General features: G+C 73.0%; 13 protein-coding genes. 3 read left to right on the forward strand and 10 right to left on the reverse strand.

Translation table 11 applies throughout. The features are described 5' to 3' along the window. The first annotated feature begins 42 nt into the window (after nucleotides 1–42). Nucleotides 43–1,722 carry a bifunctional metallophosphatase/5'-nucleotidase gene (locus FHU30_RS44620; RefSeq protein WP_253883792.1) on the forward strand — a complete coding sequence of 560 codons (1,680 nt, stop codon included), beginning with the start codon at nucleotides 43–45 and terminating at the stop codon, nucleotides 1,720–1,722. 108 nt (nucleotides 1,723–1,830) lie between these two features. Here the strand turns inward: FHU30_RS44620 and FHU30_RS44625 are convergent, their stop codons facing one another. The 5 genes from FHU30_RS44625 to FHU30_RS44645 form a co-directional block, all read right to left on the reverse strand. Then, entirely contained in the window at nucleotides 1,831–2,991 is a 1,161-nt protein-coding gene (locus tag FHU30_RS44625) for an inorganic phosphate transporter (protein ID WP_372504072.1), read from the reverse strand. Continuing rightward, nucleotides 2,988–3,605 (reverse strand): DUF47 domain-containing protein, encoded by a 618-nt coding sequence (locus FHU30_RS44630; RefSeq protein WP_253883793.1) that lies wholly within the window; start codon nucleotides 3,603–3,605, stop codon nucleotides 2,988–2,990. Before FHU30_RS44630 ends, FHU30_RS44625 begins: the two co-directional genes overlap by 4 nt. A gap of 347 nt (nucleotides 3,606–3,952) precedes the next feature. Beyond that, entirely contained in the window at nucleotides 3,953–4,141 is a 189-nt protein-coding gene (locus FHU30_RS44635) for a hypothetical protein (protein WP_253883794.1), read from the reverse strand. A 373-nt stretch (nucleotides 4,142–4,514) separates the two neighbouring features. Continuing rightward, nucleotides 4,515–8,960 carry an ATP-binding protein gene (locus FHU30_RS47530; RefSeq protein WP_253883795.1) on the reverse strand — a complete coding sequence of 1,482 codons (4,446 nt, stop codon included), beginning with the start codon at nucleotides 8,958–8,960 and terminating at the stop codon, nucleotides 4,515–4,517. A 179-nt stretch (nucleotides 8,961–9,139) separates the two neighbouring features. Then, the gene (locus tag FHU30_RS44645) at nucleotides 9,140–9,664 is read right to left on the reverse strand and encodes a gamma carbonic anhydrase family protein (protein WP_253883796.1); all 525 of its coding nucleotides are present in this window, start codon (nucleotides 9,662–9,664) and stop codon (nucleotides 9,140–9,142) included. 260 nt (nucleotides 9,665–9,924) lie between these two features. Between FHU30_RS44645 and FHU30_RS46785 the strand changes: the two genes are divergently transcribed. Both FHU30_RS46785 and def read left to right on the forward strand, forming a co-directional pair. Next, on the forward strand, nucleotides 9,925–10,902 hold the full coding sequence (locus tag FHU30_RS46785) for a DivIVA domain-containing protein (RefSeq protein ID WP_301324537.1): 978 nt from the start codon (nucleotides 9,925–9,927) through the stop codon (nucleotides 10,900–10,902). 108 nt (nucleotides 10,903–11,010) lie between these two features. Further along, a complete protein-coding gene (def, locus tag FHU30_RS44655; protein ID WP_253883797.1) occupies nucleotides 11,011–11,514 on the forward strand; it encodes a peptide deformylase in 504 nt (167 codons plus the stop codon). Nucleotides 11,515–11,527: 13 nt separating this feature from the next. Here def and arfB read toward each other — a convergent pair whose 3' ends face one another. From arfB to FHU30_RS44680, 5 genes are all read right to left on the reverse strand, one after another. After that, on the reverse strand, nucleotides 11,528–11,953 hold the full coding sequence (arfB, locus tag FHU30_RS44660; RefSeq protein ID WP_253883798.1) for an alternative ribosome rescue aminoacyl-tRNA hydrolase ArfB: 426 nt from the start codon (nucleotides 11,951–11,953) through the stop codon (nucleotides 11,528–11,530). A gap of 234 nt (nucleotides 11,954–12,187) precedes the next feature. Then, nucleotides 12,188–13,393, reverse strand: coding sequence for a S1C family serine protease (locus tag FHU30_RS44665; RefSeq protein WP_253883799.1), 1,206 nt, complete (start codon nucleotides 13,391–13,393; stop codon nucleotides 12,188–12,190). 145 nt (nucleotides 13,394–13,538) lie between these two features. After that, nucleotides 13,539–15,248, reverse strand: coding sequence for a sensor histidine kinase (locus tag FHU30_RS44670; protein WP_253883800.1), 1,710 nt, complete (start codon nucleotides 15,246–15,248; stop codon nucleotides 13,539–13,541). Continuing rightward, complete coding sequence (locus FHU30_RS44675; RefSeq protein WP_253883801.1) at nucleotides 15,248–15,958, reverse strand: response regulator transcription factor; 711 nt, start codon at nucleotides 15,956–15,958, stop codon at nucleotides 15,248–15,250. Before FHU30_RS44675 ends, FHU30_RS44670 begins: the two co-directional genes overlap by 1 nt. A 220-nt stretch (nucleotides 15,959–16,178) precedes the next feature. After that, nucleotides 16,179–17,279: a hypothetical protein gene (locus tag FHU30_RS44680; RefSeq protein WP_253883802.1), complete on the reverse strand. Its 1,101-nt coding sequence runs from the start codon at nucleotides 17,277–17,279 to the stop codon at nucleotides 16,179–16,181. Nucleotides 17,280–17,367: the final 88 nt, after the last annotated feature.

A 17,367-nucleotide genomic window follows, 5' to 3' on the forward strand; every position in this document is an offset into this window, starting at 1 on the left:
GTCGTGTGGATCGCGACGCGGCGGGCCGTTAGGTTCCCTGCCATGATCCGACCTCGTCTCACACTGGCCGCGGTGACCGCCGCGGTCGCGGTGACCGCGCTCGCGGCGCAGCCCGCCGGGGCCGCCCCCTCGCACCACCACCACGGCAGGACCGTGCCGGTGCGGCTGCTCGCGCTCAACGACTTCCACGGCAACCTGGAGCCCCCGGTCGGCAACTCCGGGAACGCCATCGACGACAACGGCAACACCGTCCCGGCGGGCGGCGCGGCCTACATCGCCACGCACATGAAGCGGCTCACCGACCGCAACACCCTGAAGGTCGCGCAAGGCGACCTCATCGGGGCGTCCCCGCTGATCTCGGCGGCCTACCACGACGAGCCGTCCGTGGAGTTCATGGGGAACATCGGCCTGACCGCCTCGGCGGTCGGCAACCACGAGTTCGACGAGGGCCTGAACGAGCTGCTCCGCATCCAGAACGGCGGCTGCCACCCGGTCGACGGCTGCTCCCCGGCCGGACCGTGGAAGGGCGCCAAGTTCGACTACCTCGGGGCGAACGTCCTGAAGGAGAAGACGAACAAGCCCGCGATCAAGCCGTGGACGATCCGGAAGATCAACGGCGTCCGGATCGGCTTCATCGGCGTCGTCACCAAGACCACGCCGGGCATCGTCACCGCCGACGGCGTCAAGGGCCTGAAGTTCGACGACGAGGTCGCCTCCGCGAACCGGTCCGCGCGCGAGCTGCGCAAGCGCGGCGTGCACGCGATGGTGCTGCTCGTCCACGAGGGCGACCAGGTCGTCAAGGGCTCGAAGCCGAACGACTGCGGCGTGGTGCCGGACGCGGGCACGCGCATCGCCACCCAGGCCGACCCGGACATCGACATGGTCCTGTCCGGCCACACCCACCAGCAGTACATCTGCACGGTGAAGGACCCGAACGGGCAGCCGCGTCTGTTCTCGTCCGGCTCGTCCTTCGGCCGGATCATCTCGCAGGTCGACTTCCAGGTGGACAGGCGGCACGACGACATCGTCCGGACGTCGGTGAAGGCCGTGAACCACGTCGTCACCCGCGACGTCCCGCCGGACCCCGACACCGAGAAGTTCGTCGAGACCTGGAAGGAGCGGGTCGCGCCGGTCGCCAACAAGAAGATCGGCACGATCACCGCCGACCTCAAGCGCGACCCGAGCCCCTCCGGCGAGACGCCGCTCGGCGACGTGATCGCCGACGCGCAGCTCGAAGCCGTCAAGGACAAGGGCGCGCAGGTCGCCGTCACCAACCCCGGCGGCGTCCGCACCGAGCTGGTCTACAAGGACGGCGGGACGGTCACCTACGGCGACGCGTTCGCCGTCCAGCCGTTCAGCAACGTCACCGGCGTGACCACGCTGACCGGCAAGCAGGTCGACGACCTGCTGGAGCAGCAGTGGACGAGCGCGGGCGAGAAGATCCTGCAGCCCTCGTCCGGCCTGCACTTCACCATCGACCGCAGCAAGGCGATCGGCGACCGCGTCTCGAACATCACCATCGACGGCAAGGCCGTGGACCCGGCCGCCTCGTACCGCATCGCAGCGAACAACTTCCTGCTCGGCGGCGGTGACGGCTTCACCACCTTCACCCAGGGCAAGGACCAGGTGCTCGGCCCGATCGACCTGGACGCGCTGGTGAGCTACTTCGGCTCGCACTCCCCCATCGCGCCCCCGGCGCTGGACCGCATCTCCGGCAAGTAAGCGGCTGAAGGCTCCGCAGAAACGAGTCGAGGGCCGTCCCCACCGGGGGCGGCCCTCTTCGCTTCGCGTCGTCCGTTCAGGAGTCCTGGCGGGGGTACTGGCCGGGGGTCAGGCTCCGAAGAAGTGGACGAGGTAGTAGACGACCGCGGCCACGACCGCCGCGGCGGGCATGGTCAGCACCCAGGCGACCACGATGTTGCCCGCGATGCCCCAGCGCACGGCCGACAGCCGCTTGGTGGAGCCGACGCCCATGATCGAGGCGGTGATGGTGTGCGTGGTCGAGATTGGAGCGTGCCAGATGTAGGCGGTCAGGTACAGGATGACCGAGGCGGTCGCCTCGGCGGCGAACCCCTTCGGCGGGTCGACCTCGATGACCTTGCGGCCGAGCGTGCGCATGATGCGCCAGCCGCCCGCGTACGTGCCCGCCGACAGCGCGCCCGCGCACAGCACGATGACCCACCACGGGACGCCCTTGCCGCTGGAGTGGCCCGTGGTGACCAGCGCGAGGACGATGATGCCCATCGTCTTCTGCGCGTCCTGCAGGCCGTGCCCGAGCGCGAGGGACGCGGCGGACAGGGTCTGCGCGATGCGGAACCGCCGGCCGACCTTGCTCGGGTTCTTCTTCCGGAAGATCCACAGGATGGCCAGCATCACGCAGTACGCGGCGACGAACCCGACGATCGGCGAGACCACCATCGGGATGGCGACCTTGTCGACCACCTTGGCCCAGGCGACCGAGGACGCCGAGGCGAGCCCCGCGCCGACCACGCCGCCGATCAGCGCGTGCGAGGACGACGACGGCAGGCCGAAGTACCAGGTGATCAGGTTCCACGCGATCGCGCCGATCACGCCCGCCGCGACCACGGTCAGCCCGTGCAGCCCCGTCGGCGGGGTGATCACCTCGCTGACCGTCTTGGCCACCTGGACGCCGAGCAGCGCGCCGACCATGTTCATCACGGCCGCCATCAGCAGCGCGACGCGCGGTGTGAGGGCGCGCGTCGAGATCGCCGTGGCGATGGCGTTGGCGGCGTCGTGGAAGCCGTTGGTGTAGTCGAAGACCAGCGAGACCAGGATGACGAGCAGCAGCATCGCGATCTGCGACTCCGCCCGCACCCCCGTCACGCCGAGCAGGATGACGACCAGCAGCCCGATGGGCAGCGCGTACCAGAAGCGGTGCGGACCCCTGCGGACCTGTTCGGCCAGCGTCGGGTCCTCGCCGGGCGCGGAGTCCCTCGTGAGGACCGCGCCCGGATCGCCGGACGTGCTCATGATTCCTTGACCGCGATGGTCTCGACCGTGTTCGCGACGTGCTCGAAGGCGTCGGCCGCCTCCTCCAGCCGGTCGATGACCTGCTTGAGCTTCAGCACGGTGAGCGTGTCGTAGTCGCCCGAGAACAGCTTGGCCAGAAGCTTGCGGTAGACCCGGTCGCCCTCGTTCTCCAGCCGGTTGATCTCGATCCAGTACTCGTTGAGCTCCTTCATCGAGCGCAGCCGCGGCATCGCCTCGGCGGTCAGCTCGGCGGCGCGCTCCAGGACCTCGACCTGGTGCACGATCTCCTTCGGGAACTCGTCGATCTTGTAGAGCACGACGAGGTCGGCGGCCTCCTCCATCTCGTCCATGACGTCGTCGATCTGGGACGCGAGCTTGTAGATGTCCTCGCGGTCGAACGGCGTGATGAACGTTTCGTTCAGCCGCCGCATGATCGCGTGGGTCGCCTCGTCGCCCGCGTGCTCGCAGGCGCGCATCTTCTCTGCGATCGCTTCCCGGTCAGTGCCGTCGCTGATGAGCTCCACGAGCAGCCTGGCGCCGGTGACCAGGTTGTTCGCCGAGTCGGCGAACATGTCGTAGAAGCTGTCCTCACGCGGCGTGAGACGCAAGCGCACGTCGTTCTCCTGAGATGCCGGAACAGTCCGCTGAGGATCGTAGGCGCAACCGGCCGTAAAAAGAACTTTCGCCCCAGCTTCGACCGCCGTCCCCCATCCTCTCACCTACAAGGTTGCCCTAGATCACGACATGCACACCCGCGACACACAGCCCTGTCCAGGCGGATGTGGCGGCCTTGCGTCCCGCTACCGAGCGTGATCCGGGACGCGGAGTGATATTCGTTACAGGTGGGGCGGAAGTGCCTCGCGCACGGCGGCGCGCCGGGTAGGGGGCACCGGTGGTAAAAGCGGGTGCCGGGCGTCCGCTGGGACGTCCCGGCACCGGTCGGCCTGCCGACGAGCCGCCGCTAATCGCGTGACGACAGCTCGCGAAGACCGGGTTCGCGGTCAGACCGGACCCCCAGCACCGAGTCGATTTCGGCGAGCGTCAGCGGCTTCTCGGCCGCCGCCACCGCGCTCAGCATCTCGGCGTAGAGTTCGATTTCGTCCAGTGCGACCCGGTCATGGACGCGCAGGTCGAGGTTCTGCTGGCGCATCGCGTCCACCTCCTGGTTGCGATTCGCGTCCGCCACACGCGGGGACACCGTCTCCCCGCAGGGACGGGCCGCACCCACTGCCCACGTCAAGGGTACGGTCCCGGCCCGTCGGGACGCATGACCCAAGAGGGCCATTCGGGAACCACTCCCCGCCGTTACCTTCCCTGGTCCGGGCGGATGATGCGGACCCGGCCCACCCGGGTCAGGCGGATCCGCCGCGCGCGTCAACCGCCCAGTTCGGACGGTTTTGACCCTTCCTTGACGGGTGGTCAGCGGCCCTCGCAGAGCTCCTCCGCGAGTGGTCGCGGGGACTCGGCGGCGGGCGGTCGCGGGGCTCCTCGCCGGGCCGTCGCGGGGGCTGCCCGGCGGGCGGTCAGTAGCCCTCGTGGAGGCCGCCCATCATCTGCTGGAGGTGCGACTCGGGAAGGTCGCCGACGGTGAGCCGCGCGACCGTGGACGCGTCGACGTCCGCGCCCGCGAGCCGCGCCGCCTGCCGGGCGATCGTCGCCTCGAACAGCTCCCGGACGGTCCGCGCGTACGCGAAGGCGGGGTCGCCGCGCATCTGCTCGAACCGGCCGAGCAGCTCGACGCGCAGCTCCTCGTCCAGCATGTAGAGGTCGCGCTCGGCGTAGGACTGGAACAGCCCGACCAGCTCCCGCTCGCCGAGCCCCTCGAACTCCATGACCTCGCCGAACGCGTCCCGGAAGTCGGGGTTGCCGGCGAGGAAGCCGTGCAGCTCGTCCGGCAGGCCGGCGCAGACCACCAGCAGCCGGTGCCCGTCGCGGCGCAGCACCGCGCGCAGCTCGTCCACCACCTCGGGGACGCGGTCGAGCAGGTGCGCCTCCTGCACGAGCAGCACGCCGCCGACCGCCTGGTCGACCATGCCGCGCACCCGCGCCTCGGTGTCGTGCCGGTCGCGCCCGGTCAGGTGGACGGGACGGCACGCGACCACGTGTCCCGAGCCGAGCACGCCGAGCGCGGCGAAGATCCCGCCGACCAGCCCGGCGACCGTCGCCTTCCCGGTGCCGTGCGGGCCGGACAGGATGAGGTGCAGCGGCCGGTGCTCGGTCACGCCGTACCGCGCCCGGTCGGCGGCGACGCGGGCCTCCTCGACCAGCTCGCGCACGGTGTGCTTCACGTTGTCCAGGCCGCGCAGCGCGTCCAGCTGCCGCAGGTAGCCGTCGATGTCGCCGGGCGGGCGCAGCGCCGGTTCCAGGCCCTCGGCGATGCCGTGCAGGTCCTGGCCGTCCAGGACGAGCCGGTCGCGCGAGGCGCCCGCCCGCTCCAGGTGCCGCTGGCACGCGGTGTCCAGGTAGGTCTCGACCAGGCGCGCGTTCACCAGGTCACCGGGGCCGCGCAGGCGGTTCAGGTCCTCGCGGGCGGTCTCCAGCGCGGCGCCGCCGACCGTGACGCGCCGCTCGTCCGCGAGCAGGTGCAGCAGCGTCATCCGGTTCTCCGGATCGGACAGGTCGGGCAGCCGGTACACCCGGAACGTCTCGACCAGCCGCGGGTGGTCGGCGAGCATCCGCTTGTACGCCGACGGCTCGCAGGTCGCGATCATCGCGGTGTCGGTCGCCGGGTCGCGCCGCGCGCGCCGCACCGCCGTCACGAACGCCTTCGCGTCGGACGCGCCGAACAGCGCCGCGTCGAGCCGCTCGAACAGGATCGCCGGGCCGCGCTGGCCGAGCACCTGCTTCATCAGCTCCGCCGCGGTCGGCGGGGCGACGCCGTCCACGACCGTCTTCGGCGGCGCGCCGGTGGACGAGGGTGCCGCCGACTCGCGCACGTCGTCGGCGTCGTGCGCCCGGATCGTCCCGTCGCCGAGGCCGGCCTCGGCCAGCGTCAGGGCAATCATCCGCGCGAGCCGCCGCTGCCCGGTGTGCGGCGCGCCGACCAGCAGCACGCTCGGCACCCCGCTGCGGATGCCGGACGCCGCGTCCACCCGGGTCGCGTCCTCGTCGGCCGAGCGCACCGCGGTGAACTGCTCGGTCTGCTCGCGGACGGCGTCCAGCAGCTCCCCGGCGTCCTGCGCACCGGAGACGAACCCGATCCCGTACCGCTCCAGGACGCGCCGCTCGGTGCGGTCGCTCGGCGGCGGGATCTCGTGGACGGGACGCTCGGGCGACGGCGTCTGGTCCAGGAAGTCGAACCCGCCGATCATTGTCTCCGACATCACCCGCGTCCCGGGCGGATCGGGCTTCTTGGGCGGGCCGGAGGACGTGTCGTCCGGCCCCAGGACGCGCGTGCGCGGCGGCCCGGCGCCCTGGTCAGGCGGCCCGAGGGGTGATCCCGGCGGTGGGCCCTGGTGATGCGGTCGTGCGGGCGGTCCCGCGGGCTGGGCGTCGGGATCGACGAACCGCGTCGCGTGGGGGTCGAGAGGCGCGGCGTTCGGGTTCTGCCCAGGCGCGTTCTGCCCGGGCCCGCCGGGCGTGTTCTGCCCAGGCGCGTTCGGCGGGCCGTAGGGGTTGGGCTGGCCCGGGTAGGCCGGGGCGTCGGGGTAGTCCGAGGCCCTGGGCATGCCCTGCTCGTACGAGGAGAAGGGGTCGCGCGCGTGCTCGGGCGCCTGACCGGGCCCAGGCGGCTGGCCCGGGGCGTTCGGCGGGATCGGTGGGCGGGGGCCCGCTGAGCCGGACGGCGCGTAGCCGAGCGCCGTGTACGGCGGGTGCAGCTCGTCGTGCTTGTCGTCCTTCTTGGACGAGCCGCCATCGGGCTTGGTCGACGCGTCGGCGTCATCGTGCGCGCCGTATTGGTTGAACGCCGCGGGCGCGCCATGCTCCGCGCCCGGCGGCCCGGCGAGCTGCCCGTATTGCCCGGCTGGCGGGACGCCCTGGCCCGGAGGCGGCGCGCCCGGGCCCGGGGCGGCGGGGCCTGGCGAGGGCTGGTAGCCGAGCGCCGTGTAGGGCGGCGCGAAGCCCTCCTGGTCGTCCTTCGAGCCGGACGCGGGTTTCGGCGCGGGCGGGGCGGCCGGGCCCGGCGGGCCGTACTGCGGGTCGGACGGCGGCGGAGCGGGCTGGCCGAACGCGCGGTCGGCCTGCGCGGGCGGCTGGACGAACGGCTGGTCCGGATTGGCCGGAGGCTGGACGTAAGGCTGCCCGGGCGGAGGCGCGGGTTGGCCGAATCCGGCCGGAGCACCGGCCGGCGGCTGCCCGAACGCGCCAGGCGCGCCGGGCGAGGCGGGCTGCCCGTAGGGCTGGGGCGCTTCACCGGCGCCGGGCGGTGGCACCGCGGCTCCCGGCACGCCTCCAACGGCTCCCGCGAGGCCTCCGGGAGCCCCGACCATGCCGCCGGCGGCTCCGGGCGCTCCCGGCATGCCTCCGGGAGGGGCGGGCGGCTGCGGAGGCCGTCCCGGCTGCGCGGGCTGGACGGGCATCCCGTACGGCGACGGGGGCTGCGCGTGCGCGTTCGGCTTGGGCACGGCGAAGCCGGTGCTCGTGCGGGAGGTCGCGCGCGTCCGCTCGGGGCCGATGATGCCCGCGACGATCGCGTTCGGCGTCGGGAAGCCGCGCGGCCGGGCGGGCATGCCCCCGGCCAGGCGGCACCAGGCGAGGTCCAGCTCGTACATCGCGGCGAGCAGGGTGTCCGCGCCCTCCCCGGACGCGGCGACCGCCGACCGGAGCGGCTCGGCGAGGGTCAGGTCGTCCGGCCAGAGGCGCCGCAGCGGGTGCCCGGCGCGGCTCATCACGGCCTGCACCGTGTACCGGATCTCCGGGTCGAGCCACGGGACGATCGCGGCGGCCACGTCCTCGCGCACAACGGCGAGGTCGGCGGCGAGCAGCGCCGCGGCGACCATGCGCGGCTCGATGTACGCCGGGTCGGACGCGTCGCCGGTGATGTCGGCGACGGCCTCGGCGAAGGTGTAGAACGCGTGCCGGAAGCTGTCGCCCGGCGAGCTCTCGGTGCGCAGCGCGGGCACCAGGTGCGGCGGGCACCGCGTCAGCCACTGCTGGACGATCGCCTCGTCCCCGTAGGGCAGCGCGCCGTAGTCCACGGTCGGGTTGCCGAGCGTCGCGCCCGCCATCGCGAGCAGCGCGTCCGCGCGGGCCTGGAAGCGCGGGTCGTCGCGCAGCGCGCTCGCGGTCGCCCAGATCGTCCGCAGGACGACGACGGCGGAGTCGACGCGTCCGGCGCGCAGGCGCTCGGCGTAGAGGCCGACGAGCTGCGACAGCGGCGGCGGGGTGAGCCAGCGCGGGCCGTCCACGTCCGGCAGCGGGGTCGCGCGGTACCGCTTCCACAGGCCGGCCATCTGCGCGTCGTACCGCGAGTCGAACGCGGGCGCGGCCGCGCACCACAGCATCACGCCGTAGGACGCGGCGACCGTGGACGGCGTCTGCGCTGTAACGAGCTTGCCGTCGTGCGGGTACTCCTCGGGCGCGAGCACGGCGGCGGACGCCAGCGTGCTGCGCATCCGCCCGGTCAGCTCGGACGCGAACCCGCGCCGGACGAACGTCAGCGCGGCGGGCGGATCGTAGGAGAAGTCGGGCCCGGCCGGGACCACGTGCGGCGGCAGCTGCGGCGCCTGCTGGCCCGCGTACTGGGCGGGACGGGCGCCCGCGCGGACGGCGGGCGCGTGCGGCGGCGGGCACAGGTACCACTGGCCGTCCGAGGGCTGGAGCCGGTACCAGCGCGCCCACGCCCCGAACAGCCACCAGGTGCCGTCCGGGAGGGCGAGCATGCGCCCGGCGATGGCGTGCTGGCGCTGCTGCGGCGGCGCCGACTGCCACCACGCCGCGGCCACCATCGCCCTGGTGTCCCGCTCGGCCGCGGCGAACGGATCCTGCCCGGGCGGCGGGCCGCTCCCTCGTCCCGGTCCCCACACCACGCCGTCATCGTAGTCGGGTTCTTTCGGTCATCCGGGCCGCCGATGCCCGTACCCGCACGCATTCGACGCCCCGTACCCGTCCGCTACCGGAACCCGAACGCACGTGGTACCCGCGTCCGACCGCGCGTGATATGCGTGCCCGAGCACGTGGGGCCGAACGCACCTGGTATCGGGCGGTGCTACTTCTGCCAGGTGGCCTTTGCGTGGCGTTCGGCCTTTTTCATGTAGACGTCCGGGGTGTACTCCAGGACGGCGCGGTCGTCGTCGGTCAGCTCGCGGACGATCTTTGCGGGCGTGCCCGCGACCAGCACGCCGGACGGGATCCTCTTGCCCGGCGTGACCACCGCGCCCGCCGCGACCAGGGTGTGCGCGCCGATGCGGGCGCCGTTCAGGACGATCGCGCCGATGCCGATGAGCGAGCCGGTCTCGACGTGCGCGCCGTGCACCATGGCCTTGTGGCCCAGGCTGACCCGGTCCTCCAGGACGGCGGGCAGGCCCGGGTCGGCGTGCAGGCAGCTCAGGTCCTGGATGTTGCATTCGTCACCGACGACGATCTCCTCGTCGTCGCCGCGCAGCACCGAGCCGTACCAGACGCTCGACGCGCGGCCGAGCCGGACGCGCCCGACCACGACCGCGCCGGGCGCGATCCAGGCGTCCGGGTGGATCTCGGGCTTGTCGTCGTCCAGCGCACCCACGTAAGTCATGGGGCCGATGGTAGGACCCGGCCCGGGAACCGGACGCGCCGGGACGCGGAGGACGCCGCCACCGGCCAGGGGCAAGGCCGCGAAATTTCCTGAGATTGGATAGTTTGTCCCCCCGGCCCAGGTTAAGAAACGGCAGCGAGAACGGCGTTCCGGTTGCGCGAATGGGGTGGACCGGACAACAGTCGAGAGCTGAAGTTCCTTGAGCCGTCCCTGATCCCAAGGGGTGATCATCACCCCCCGCCACCGACCCCCAAGGCATCATGAGCAACGACGCGGAAATCCTGCCGAACCTCCTGCGCGAGGAATCCTTCGAGATCGTCATGCGCGGCTACAACCGCCGCCAGGTGGACGAGTTCATCGCCCGCAGCCAGAACCAGATCCGCGAGCTGGAGGCCCGGCTGGCCCGCGCCCTCGACGACGTCGAGCGCACCCGCCGGGAGATGGCCGAGGTCCGGGAGGCGCGCAAGCCCACCGGCGACGACCTGTCCGACCGCCTGCGGCAGATCATCAACCTCGCCGAGGACGAGGCGAAGGACAAGCTGAACGAGGCGGAGGGCAAGGGCGCCCAGATCCGCAAGGAAGCCGAGCACGAGTCCAAGCGGATCCTCGAGGAGGCCCGCGGGCACGCCGAGCGCGACCTCGCGCACGCGCGCGAGAAGGCCGACCAGGTGCTCGCGTCCGCGAAGAAGGAGTCCGACAGCGTCCTGTCGGCGGCCAAGCAGGAGGCGGAGCAGACCGTGACGAGCGCGCGGCTGGAGGCCGAGCGCACGCTCACCTCCGCCGAGCGCCGCTCCAACGTCATCAACGAGGGCGCCACGCAGCGGCTGAACCACCTCACCAAGAACCACACGCAGGCGCTCCAGCGCCTCACCGAGATCTCCGAGACGCTGCACCGGCTGCTCACCGCCGAGAACGAGGCGGGCCCGCTGGAGAAGATGGTCGAGGACGCCGTCCGCGCCCCGGCCGCCCGCAAGCGCCCGATGCCGCAGCCGCACCAGCCGCAGCCGCAGCACCAGGCCCCGCCGCCCGCGCCGCCGGAGCCGGTCGTCGCCAAGCCGGTCTCCGCCGTCCCGCGCCAGGCCCCGCCGGCCCCGCCCGCGCCGCACGCTCCGCACGCCCCGGCCGCGCCGTCCCCGCTGGACGACAAGCCGTCCGAGCCGTCCGTCCCGCCGCAGACCAAGCCCGTCCCGCCCGCCACCGCCCGGGACGCCGAGCCCCCGTCCGACGACCTGGACTAAAGCCTCCGGCCTCCAACAGAACAACCAGCCCTCCGGCCGCCGGTCCTCCCCGAGGACCGGCGGCCGGCCGGGGGCGGGGCTGGGGAGTGGGGGTCGTAGGGTGCTGGCATGGCCGCTGTTCGTCCCGTCCGCCTGCTCGGGGATCCGGTGCTGCGCACCGACTGCGACCCCGTGCGGGCCTTCGACGCCTCCCTGCACCGCCTGGTCGACGACATGTTCGCCACGCTCACCCAGCAGCGCGGCGCGGGCCTCGCCGCCAACCAGATCGGCGTCCCGCTGCGGCTGTTCGTCTACGACTGCAACGACGACAAGGGGCGCCGCCACACCGGGCTCGTCGCGAACCCGCGCCTGGTCGAGGCGGACGGCGAGCTCCTGGTGGAGGACGAGGGCTGTCTGTCCTTCCCCGGCCACCGCTTCCCCACGCCGCGCCACGCGCGCGCCGTCGTCGAGGGGCAGGGCCGGGACGGCGAGCCCGTCCGCGTCGAGGGCACCGGCTACTTCGCGCGCTGCCTGCAGCACGAGACGGACCACCTGAACGGCAAGGTCTACATCGACACGCTCAAGGGCCCCGTCCGCAAGGACGCCCTCCGAGCCGTCCGCGAACTCCGCTAGGACGTTCCGGAGGTCAGGACCAGCGGCCTGAGCGGTTGCGCTTGACGTCGGAGCGGCGGCGCTTGTTCTCCAGGCGGCGCTCGTTGATGCCGCGCGGGATCTTCTTCGGGATGCGCTTCTTGGGCGGCGGCGCGATCGCGTCCGACAGGACGGCGGCGAGGCGCGTCTTGGCGGCGTCGCGGTTGCGGGCCTGCGAGCGGTACTCCTCGGCGCGGATCGACAGGACGCCGTTGACGAGCCGTCCGGAGAGCCGTTCCAGCGCGCGGGCGCGCAGCGGTTCGGACAGGGACGGCGAGTTCGCGACGTCGAAGGAGAGTTCGGCGGCGGTCGCGCTGGTGTTCACGTGCTGCCCGCCGGGCCCGGACGATCGGGAGAAGCGCCAGGTCAGCTCGGCCTCCGGGATGAAGACCGAGTCGCGGACGTTGATGATGCCGGGCATGCGGTGATTATCCCCGCCCGACGCGGATCATGTCGCGCCAATATCGCCCGCCCCGGCAAAGGGGCGCGCGGCCGCGCGGGCTCCCTCAAGCCCGCGCGGCCGCGCTCCTTCCCACCGGGACGCCGGGGACGGGGATCCCTGGCGACCCGTCTTCACCGCCGGGGCCGCGCCCGTCCGCCCGCTCCCCCCAGAGCCCTTGTCCGGACGCGTCCCGCGGTGAGTCCCGCGGCCGGCTCAGATCGAGCCGGTCGTGATGATCTGGTTGACCGCCTTCCGGGCGTCGTTGACCGGGATGGCGAAGCCGACGCCGATGCTGCCGGAGCCGTCGCCGGAGGTGGCGATGGCGGTGTTGACGCCGATGACCTGGCCGGCGCCGTTGACCAGCGCGCCGCCCGAGTTGCCCGGGTTGATCGCCGCGTCGGTCTGGATCGCGTTCCTGATCACGGTGCTCTGCTGCTGGGTGAAGCGGCCCTGCATGAACGGCGGCGCGTCCTGGCCGTCGTCGCCGCCGTCGCCGCCCTCCTGGATGCTGCGGCCGAGCGCCGACACGATGCCGGACGTGACCGAGCCGTCCAGGCCGAGCGGGCTGCCGACGGCGAGCACCGGGTCGCCGACCGCGAGCCGGGAGCTGTTGCCGAGGACGGCCGGGCGCAGCCCCGACGCGCCCTGCGCCTGGATGACCGCGATGTCGTGCTGCCGGTCGATGCCGAGGATCCGCGCCGGCGCGGTCCGCCGGTCGCTGAACTTCACGGTGACCTGGCGCGCGCCGGACACCACGTGCGCGTTCGTCATGATCGTCCCGTCCGCGCGCAGGATGATCCCGGAGCCGGTGCCCTCGCCGGACGTCGCGACCGTCTGGATCGACACCACCGACGGCTGGACGGCCTTGGCGACCTGCGCGGTCGTCGCGTCGCCCTTGGTGGAGACCCCGGCCACCGCGGCCGGGGTGCCGCCGTCGTCCGAGCCCCCGGTGAGGCTCACGGTGACGGCCGCGCCGACGCCGCCCGCTCCGAGCGCGACCGCCGCGGCGGCGCCGAGGAGGGCGAGCTTGCGCCGCATCGTCCAGCCCCACGAGGAGCCCTGCGGCGGCATCGGGGTCGCATAGGGAACCGGACCGCCCGGCGGAAGCCAGCCTGCACTGTGGCCGCCGCCGAACGGCCCGAGGTACTGCCCCGCGCTCGCGGGCGGGACGGGGTTCGGTCCGGTCCGGGACGGCTCGACGGGGATCAAGCCGTCCCGGACCGAGGTGGGCGCGTCCGGGAAGCCTCGCCACGGGGATGGCTCAGCGGATCCGGACGGCGGCCCGGTTTCGGCGAACGGCGGTTCGGGGTTCCGCCGCGCCGTATAGGGAGGTCCGACTGGGAGGTGGTGGGCGTCCGGCCGCCGCTGGGCGTCCGGACCGTCCTGGCAAGGATCGGAGTCCTGCTGGTCGTGGCCCATCCGGTGCCCCCCTGTCGTTCCGTCTTCTCCAGAATGGGCGACGGGTCTGAGACGGTCCTGGAGTCAGCCTGAAAGTCTTCTGAATGCGGACCGTTCCCTGGCGCCCGCCGGCCCGGCGAGCTCGAACGGTTCCCCGGCGCGTCCGTCAGTCCGGCGCCAGGGGGAGGATGACGCGGAAGGTGGCGCCGGTGCCGGGGCCCGCGTCCACCTCCACGCGGCCCTCGTGCGCGGCGACGAGCGCGGCGACGATGGCCAGGCCGAGGCCCGTCCCGCCGTCCTCGCGGCTGCGCGCCTTGTCGGCGCGGTAGAAGCGCTCGAAGACGCGCTCGGCCTGCTCGGGGTTCAGGCCGGGGCCGTGGTCGGCGATCTCGCAGACGGCCGCCGGCGCGCCGTTCAGGGTGCCCGGACGCAGCCGGACCTCGATCGCCGAGCCGTCCGGGGTGTGCACGACCGCGTTCGTGAGCAGGTTGCCGAGCACCTGCCGCAGCCGCGGCTCGTCGCCGAGGATCTGGTAGGCGATGCTCCCCTCCACGTCCAGGTCGATCGGACGGTCCGGCGCGACGACCCGGGTCTCCTGGACGGCGTCGGCGGCGACCGCGAGCAGGTCCACCGGACGCCGCTCCACCGGGCGCTGCCGGTCGAGCCGCGCGAGCAGCAGCAGGTCCTCCACGAGCAGGCCCATCCGCGCGGCGGTCTCCTCGATGCGTCCGATGAGCCGGTCGAGCTCCTCGGGCGTGCGGGCCGCGCCCTGCCGGTAGAACTCGGCGAACCCGCGGATCGCGGTCAGCGGGGTGCGCAGCTCGTGCGAGGCGTCCGCGACGAAGCGGCGCATGCGCTCCTCGGACCGCAGCGCGTTCTCCTCGGAGCGGCGCGCGGCCTCCTCCGAGCGCCGGGCCGCCGCCTCGGACCGCGCCTGCGCGCCGAACGCCGCCTCGATCTGGCCGAGCATCGAGTTGAAGGACGCGCCGAGCCGCCCGACCTCGGTGGCCGGGTCGGCGTCCGGGACGCGCCGGGACAGGTCGCCGCGCGCGATCGCCTCGGCCGTCGCCTCCATCGTCCGCAGCGGGCGCAGGCTGGCGCTGACGACCAGGGCCGCGAGCGCGCCGAGCCCGCCGAGCACCAGGATGCCGACGGTGATGTCGATCGTGACGAGCTGCCGGACGGTGTCGTGGACGTCCTTCAGGTTCCGGCCGATCACGACGATGTCGCCGTTCGGCTCGGTGAACGCGAGCACCCGCCACTTGGTGCTCCGGTCCTTGCCGGTCACCGTGGAGATCTCGCCGACCCGGTGCGCGAGGTCGCGGGTGCCGAACGCCGGCGAGGTCCGCGAGTCGACGCCGCTGCCGAGCGCCTCGTTGGTGGGCCCGGCCTCCGTCGGGACCGTCCAGATCTGGACGACCATGTTGTCCGGCACGCGGTAGTTCATGTTGCGGTGGCCGATGATCAGGCTGCGGACCTTCTCGGCGGTGCCCTGCACCTGCACGTCCGCCTGCTGGATCATGTAGCCGCGCAGCGCCGCGCTGCCCGCCGCGCCCATCACGGTCAGGCCGAGCGCCACCAGGACGAGCATCCCGACGACCAGCTTCACCCGCAGCGGGACGCGCTGGTACGTCCGCCTCACCCGCGCCGGGAACCCCGCGCCGCCGTGGGGCGGCGGGGTGCCGGGCGGCGGCGGCTGCCCGCCCGCCGGAGCCGCCGGATGCGCGGGCCCGCCGGGCCCGCCGGACGCGCCGACGAGCCCCGAGACCTCGAAGGGGCCGGAGTCGAGCAGGACGGAGGGGCGAGCAGGGTCGTGCGGCGGCGCGCCGTCACGGTCGGGTCCCCCTGGAGCCGAGGCGTGGCCGGGCGCGTTCATCAGCCCTGGTCTGGCGGTTCGCGCAGGACGTAGCCGACTCCGCGCAGGGTGTGGATGAGGCGCGGCTCGACGTTGTCGACCTTGCGCCGCAGCGCCGACACGTAGGACTCGACGATCCCGGCGTCACCGCGGAAGTCGTAGTTCCACACGTGGTCGAGGATCTGCGCCTTGGACAGCACCCGGCCCGCGTTCGCCATGAAGTAGCGGAGCAGCTTGAACTCGGTCGGCGACAGCTGGATGACCTTGCCGCCGCGCCACACCTCGTGGGTGTCCTCGTCCAGCTCGATGTCGGCGAACACCAGCCGCGGCGGGGGCTCGGAGACGCCGCCGCGGAACCGGCGCAGCACGGCGCGGATCCGGGCGATGACCTCCTCCAGGCTGAACGGCTTGGTGACGTAGTCGTCGCCGCCGATCGTGAGGCCCTTGATCCGGTCCTGGACGGCGTCCCGCGCGGTGAGGAACAGCACCGGGGTGTGGTCGCCGCCCGAGCGCAGCCGCCGGGCCACGTCGAAGCCGTCGATGTCCGGGAGCATCACGTCCAGGACGATCAGGTCGGGGCGGTGCCGCCGCGCGGCCTGCACCGCGTCCGCGCCGTTGGTCGCGGTGACGACCTCGAAGCCGGTGAAGCGCAGGCTCCCGGCCAGCAGTTCGAGGATGTTCGGCTCGTCCTCGACCACCAGCAGGACCGCCTCGGGCGTCCTGCCGGCCATGGTCACCGTCCGCTCTGCCAATTGAGAAGAACCCCCTCGTCCAATGTTCCCAGAGGGTTCCAGGCGAACCTGAAGGGACCCTGAACACGCACCGAGAGTCCCTTGAGAGAACGTTCAGCCTCCGGAGCCGCGCGTCTCCGGAGGCTGGAGGGGGTCGGCCCGGGGGCTGGGGGCGGCCCGGGGGCTGGGGGCGGCCCGGGGGCTGGGGGGGCGGCCCGGCTCAGCCGAACAGCTCGATGAACGGCGTCCGCGTGCTGCCCGAGCTGGCGACGCCGACGCTCACGACGCCCTTGGTTCCGGGACGCTGGTCGACGTCGGTGACCTGCACGGTGCCCTTGCGGGCGGGGCCGTAGAAGGTCGTCCAGGTCTTCCCGTTGAAGTGCAGGTAGCGGGACTTGCCGTTGTTGACGGCCGGGAGGACGACCACGCCGCCGCGCCCGTCCGGCGAGATGCCGAGCGGCGCGGTGTTGAGCGGGGTCGTGTACGACTTCCAGGTCTTGCCGTCCCAGTGCAGCAGCGCGTTGGTGGTCTGCGCCGCCTGCGCATCCTTGATCGCGTAGACGCTGGTCGGGGACAGCGCGACGATCCGGTAGATGATCGCCTGGTAGGCGTTCACGCCGAACTCGCCGGGGACGTTGATCCGCTTCCAGGACGTCCCGTCGTAGTGCAGGACCAGGCCGGTGATCTTGCGCCCATCGGCGGTGGTCGTCCCGGCGAGCCACACGTCCTTCTTGTTGCGGACGTCCACGGTGGTGATCGTGGTGGACTGCGGGAGCGGGACCTTCGCGTCCACGAAGGACGAGCCGTTCCAGCGCAGCACGGCGCTGACACCGGCCGCGTAGGTGATCCCGGCGGTCGAGTAGGCCGTCCCGTCGGACGCGGCGGACACCTGGAACGGCACGGCGGGCGCGCCGTAGCCGACCTTCGCCCACTTCTTGCCGTTCCAGTGGATCGCGATCGGGTTCATCCAGGTGCCGTAGCCGACGGCCCAGGCGTTGCTCGCGGACGAGACCGCGACGTCCATCGGGCTGAACTTGACCGGGCTCGCCTGCGCCGCCCAGCCCTTGGCCGTGTAGCGCGCGATCACCGGGTTCGGCGCCGGGACGCTGCCGGACTTCGGCGCGGCGCCCTTGGAGCCGACCGCCCAGCCGACGTCCTTGCCCGCGAAGTCCACCCGGTCGAGGCTGCCGGAGTACTTCAGGGCCGCGCCGCCGCCCACGTTGCGCCAGCCCGCCGCGAACGCGGCCGGCGAGGCGGCGACGACGAGCGACGCGCCGCACCCCGCGGCGACGGCCGTGCTGAGAACCGCGGTCCAGCGCATGCGCACCCACTCCCGGAGATCGGTCGGAACGCGAAAAGAGTACGGGATGACTTACTCGGAAGTAAGACAACCCCACCAACAACACCCA

The sequence above is a fragment of the Actinomadura rupiterrae genome, assembly GCF_024172125.1.
Classification (GTDB): Bacteria; Actinomycetota; Actinomycetes; order Streptosporangiales; family Streptosporangiaceae; genus Spirillospora; species Spirillospora rupiterrae.

Excerpts from the sequence above, each read along its gene's own strand:
- FHU30_RS44620 (WP_253883792.1), top strand. The coding sequence starts at position 43 with ATGATCCGACCTCGTCTCACACTGGCCGCGGTGACCGCCGCGGTCGCG.
- FHU30_RS44625 (WP_372504072.1), bottom strand. The coding sequence starts at position 2,991 with ATGAGCACGTCCGGCGATCCGGGCGCGGTCCTCACGAGGGACTCCGCG.
- FHU30_RS44635 (WP_253883794.1), bottom strand. The coding sequence starts at position 4,141 with ATGCGCCAGCAGAACCTCGACCTGCGCGTCCATGACCGGGTCGCACTG.
- FHU30_RS44645 (WP_253883796.1), bottom strand. The coding sequence starts at position 9,664 with ATGACTTACGTGGGTGCGCTGGACGACGACAAGCCCGAGATCCACCCG.
- FHU30_RS46785 (WP_301324537.1), top strand. The coding sequence starts at position 9,925 with ATGAGCAACGACGCGGAAATCCTGCCGAACCTCCTGCGCGAGGAATCC.
- def (WP_253883797.1), top strand. The coding sequence starts at position 11,011 with ATGGCCGCTGTTCGTCCCGTCCGCCTGCTCGGGGATCCGGTGCTGCGC.
- arfB (WP_253883798.1), bottom strand. The coding sequence starts at position 11,953 with ATGCCCGGCATCATCAACGTCCGCGACTCGGTCTTCATCCCGGAGGCC.
- FHU30_RS44665 (WP_253883799.1), bottom strand. The coding sequence starts at position 13,393 with ATGGGCCACGACCAGCAGGACTCCGATCCTTGCCAGGACGGTCCGGAC.
- FHU30_RS44670 (WP_253883800.1), bottom strand. The coding sequence starts at position 15,248 with ATGAACGCGCCCGGCCACGCCTCGGCTCCAGGGGGACCCGACCGTGAC.
- FHU30_RS44675 (WP_253883801.1), bottom strand. The coding sequence starts at position 15,958 with ATGGCCGGCAGGACGCCCGAGGCGGTCCTGCTGGTGGTCGAGGACGAG.
- FHU30_RS44680 (WP_253883802.1), bottom strand. The coding sequence starts at position 17,279 with ATGCGCTGGACCGCGGTTCTCAGCACGGCCGTCGCCGCGGGGTGCGGC.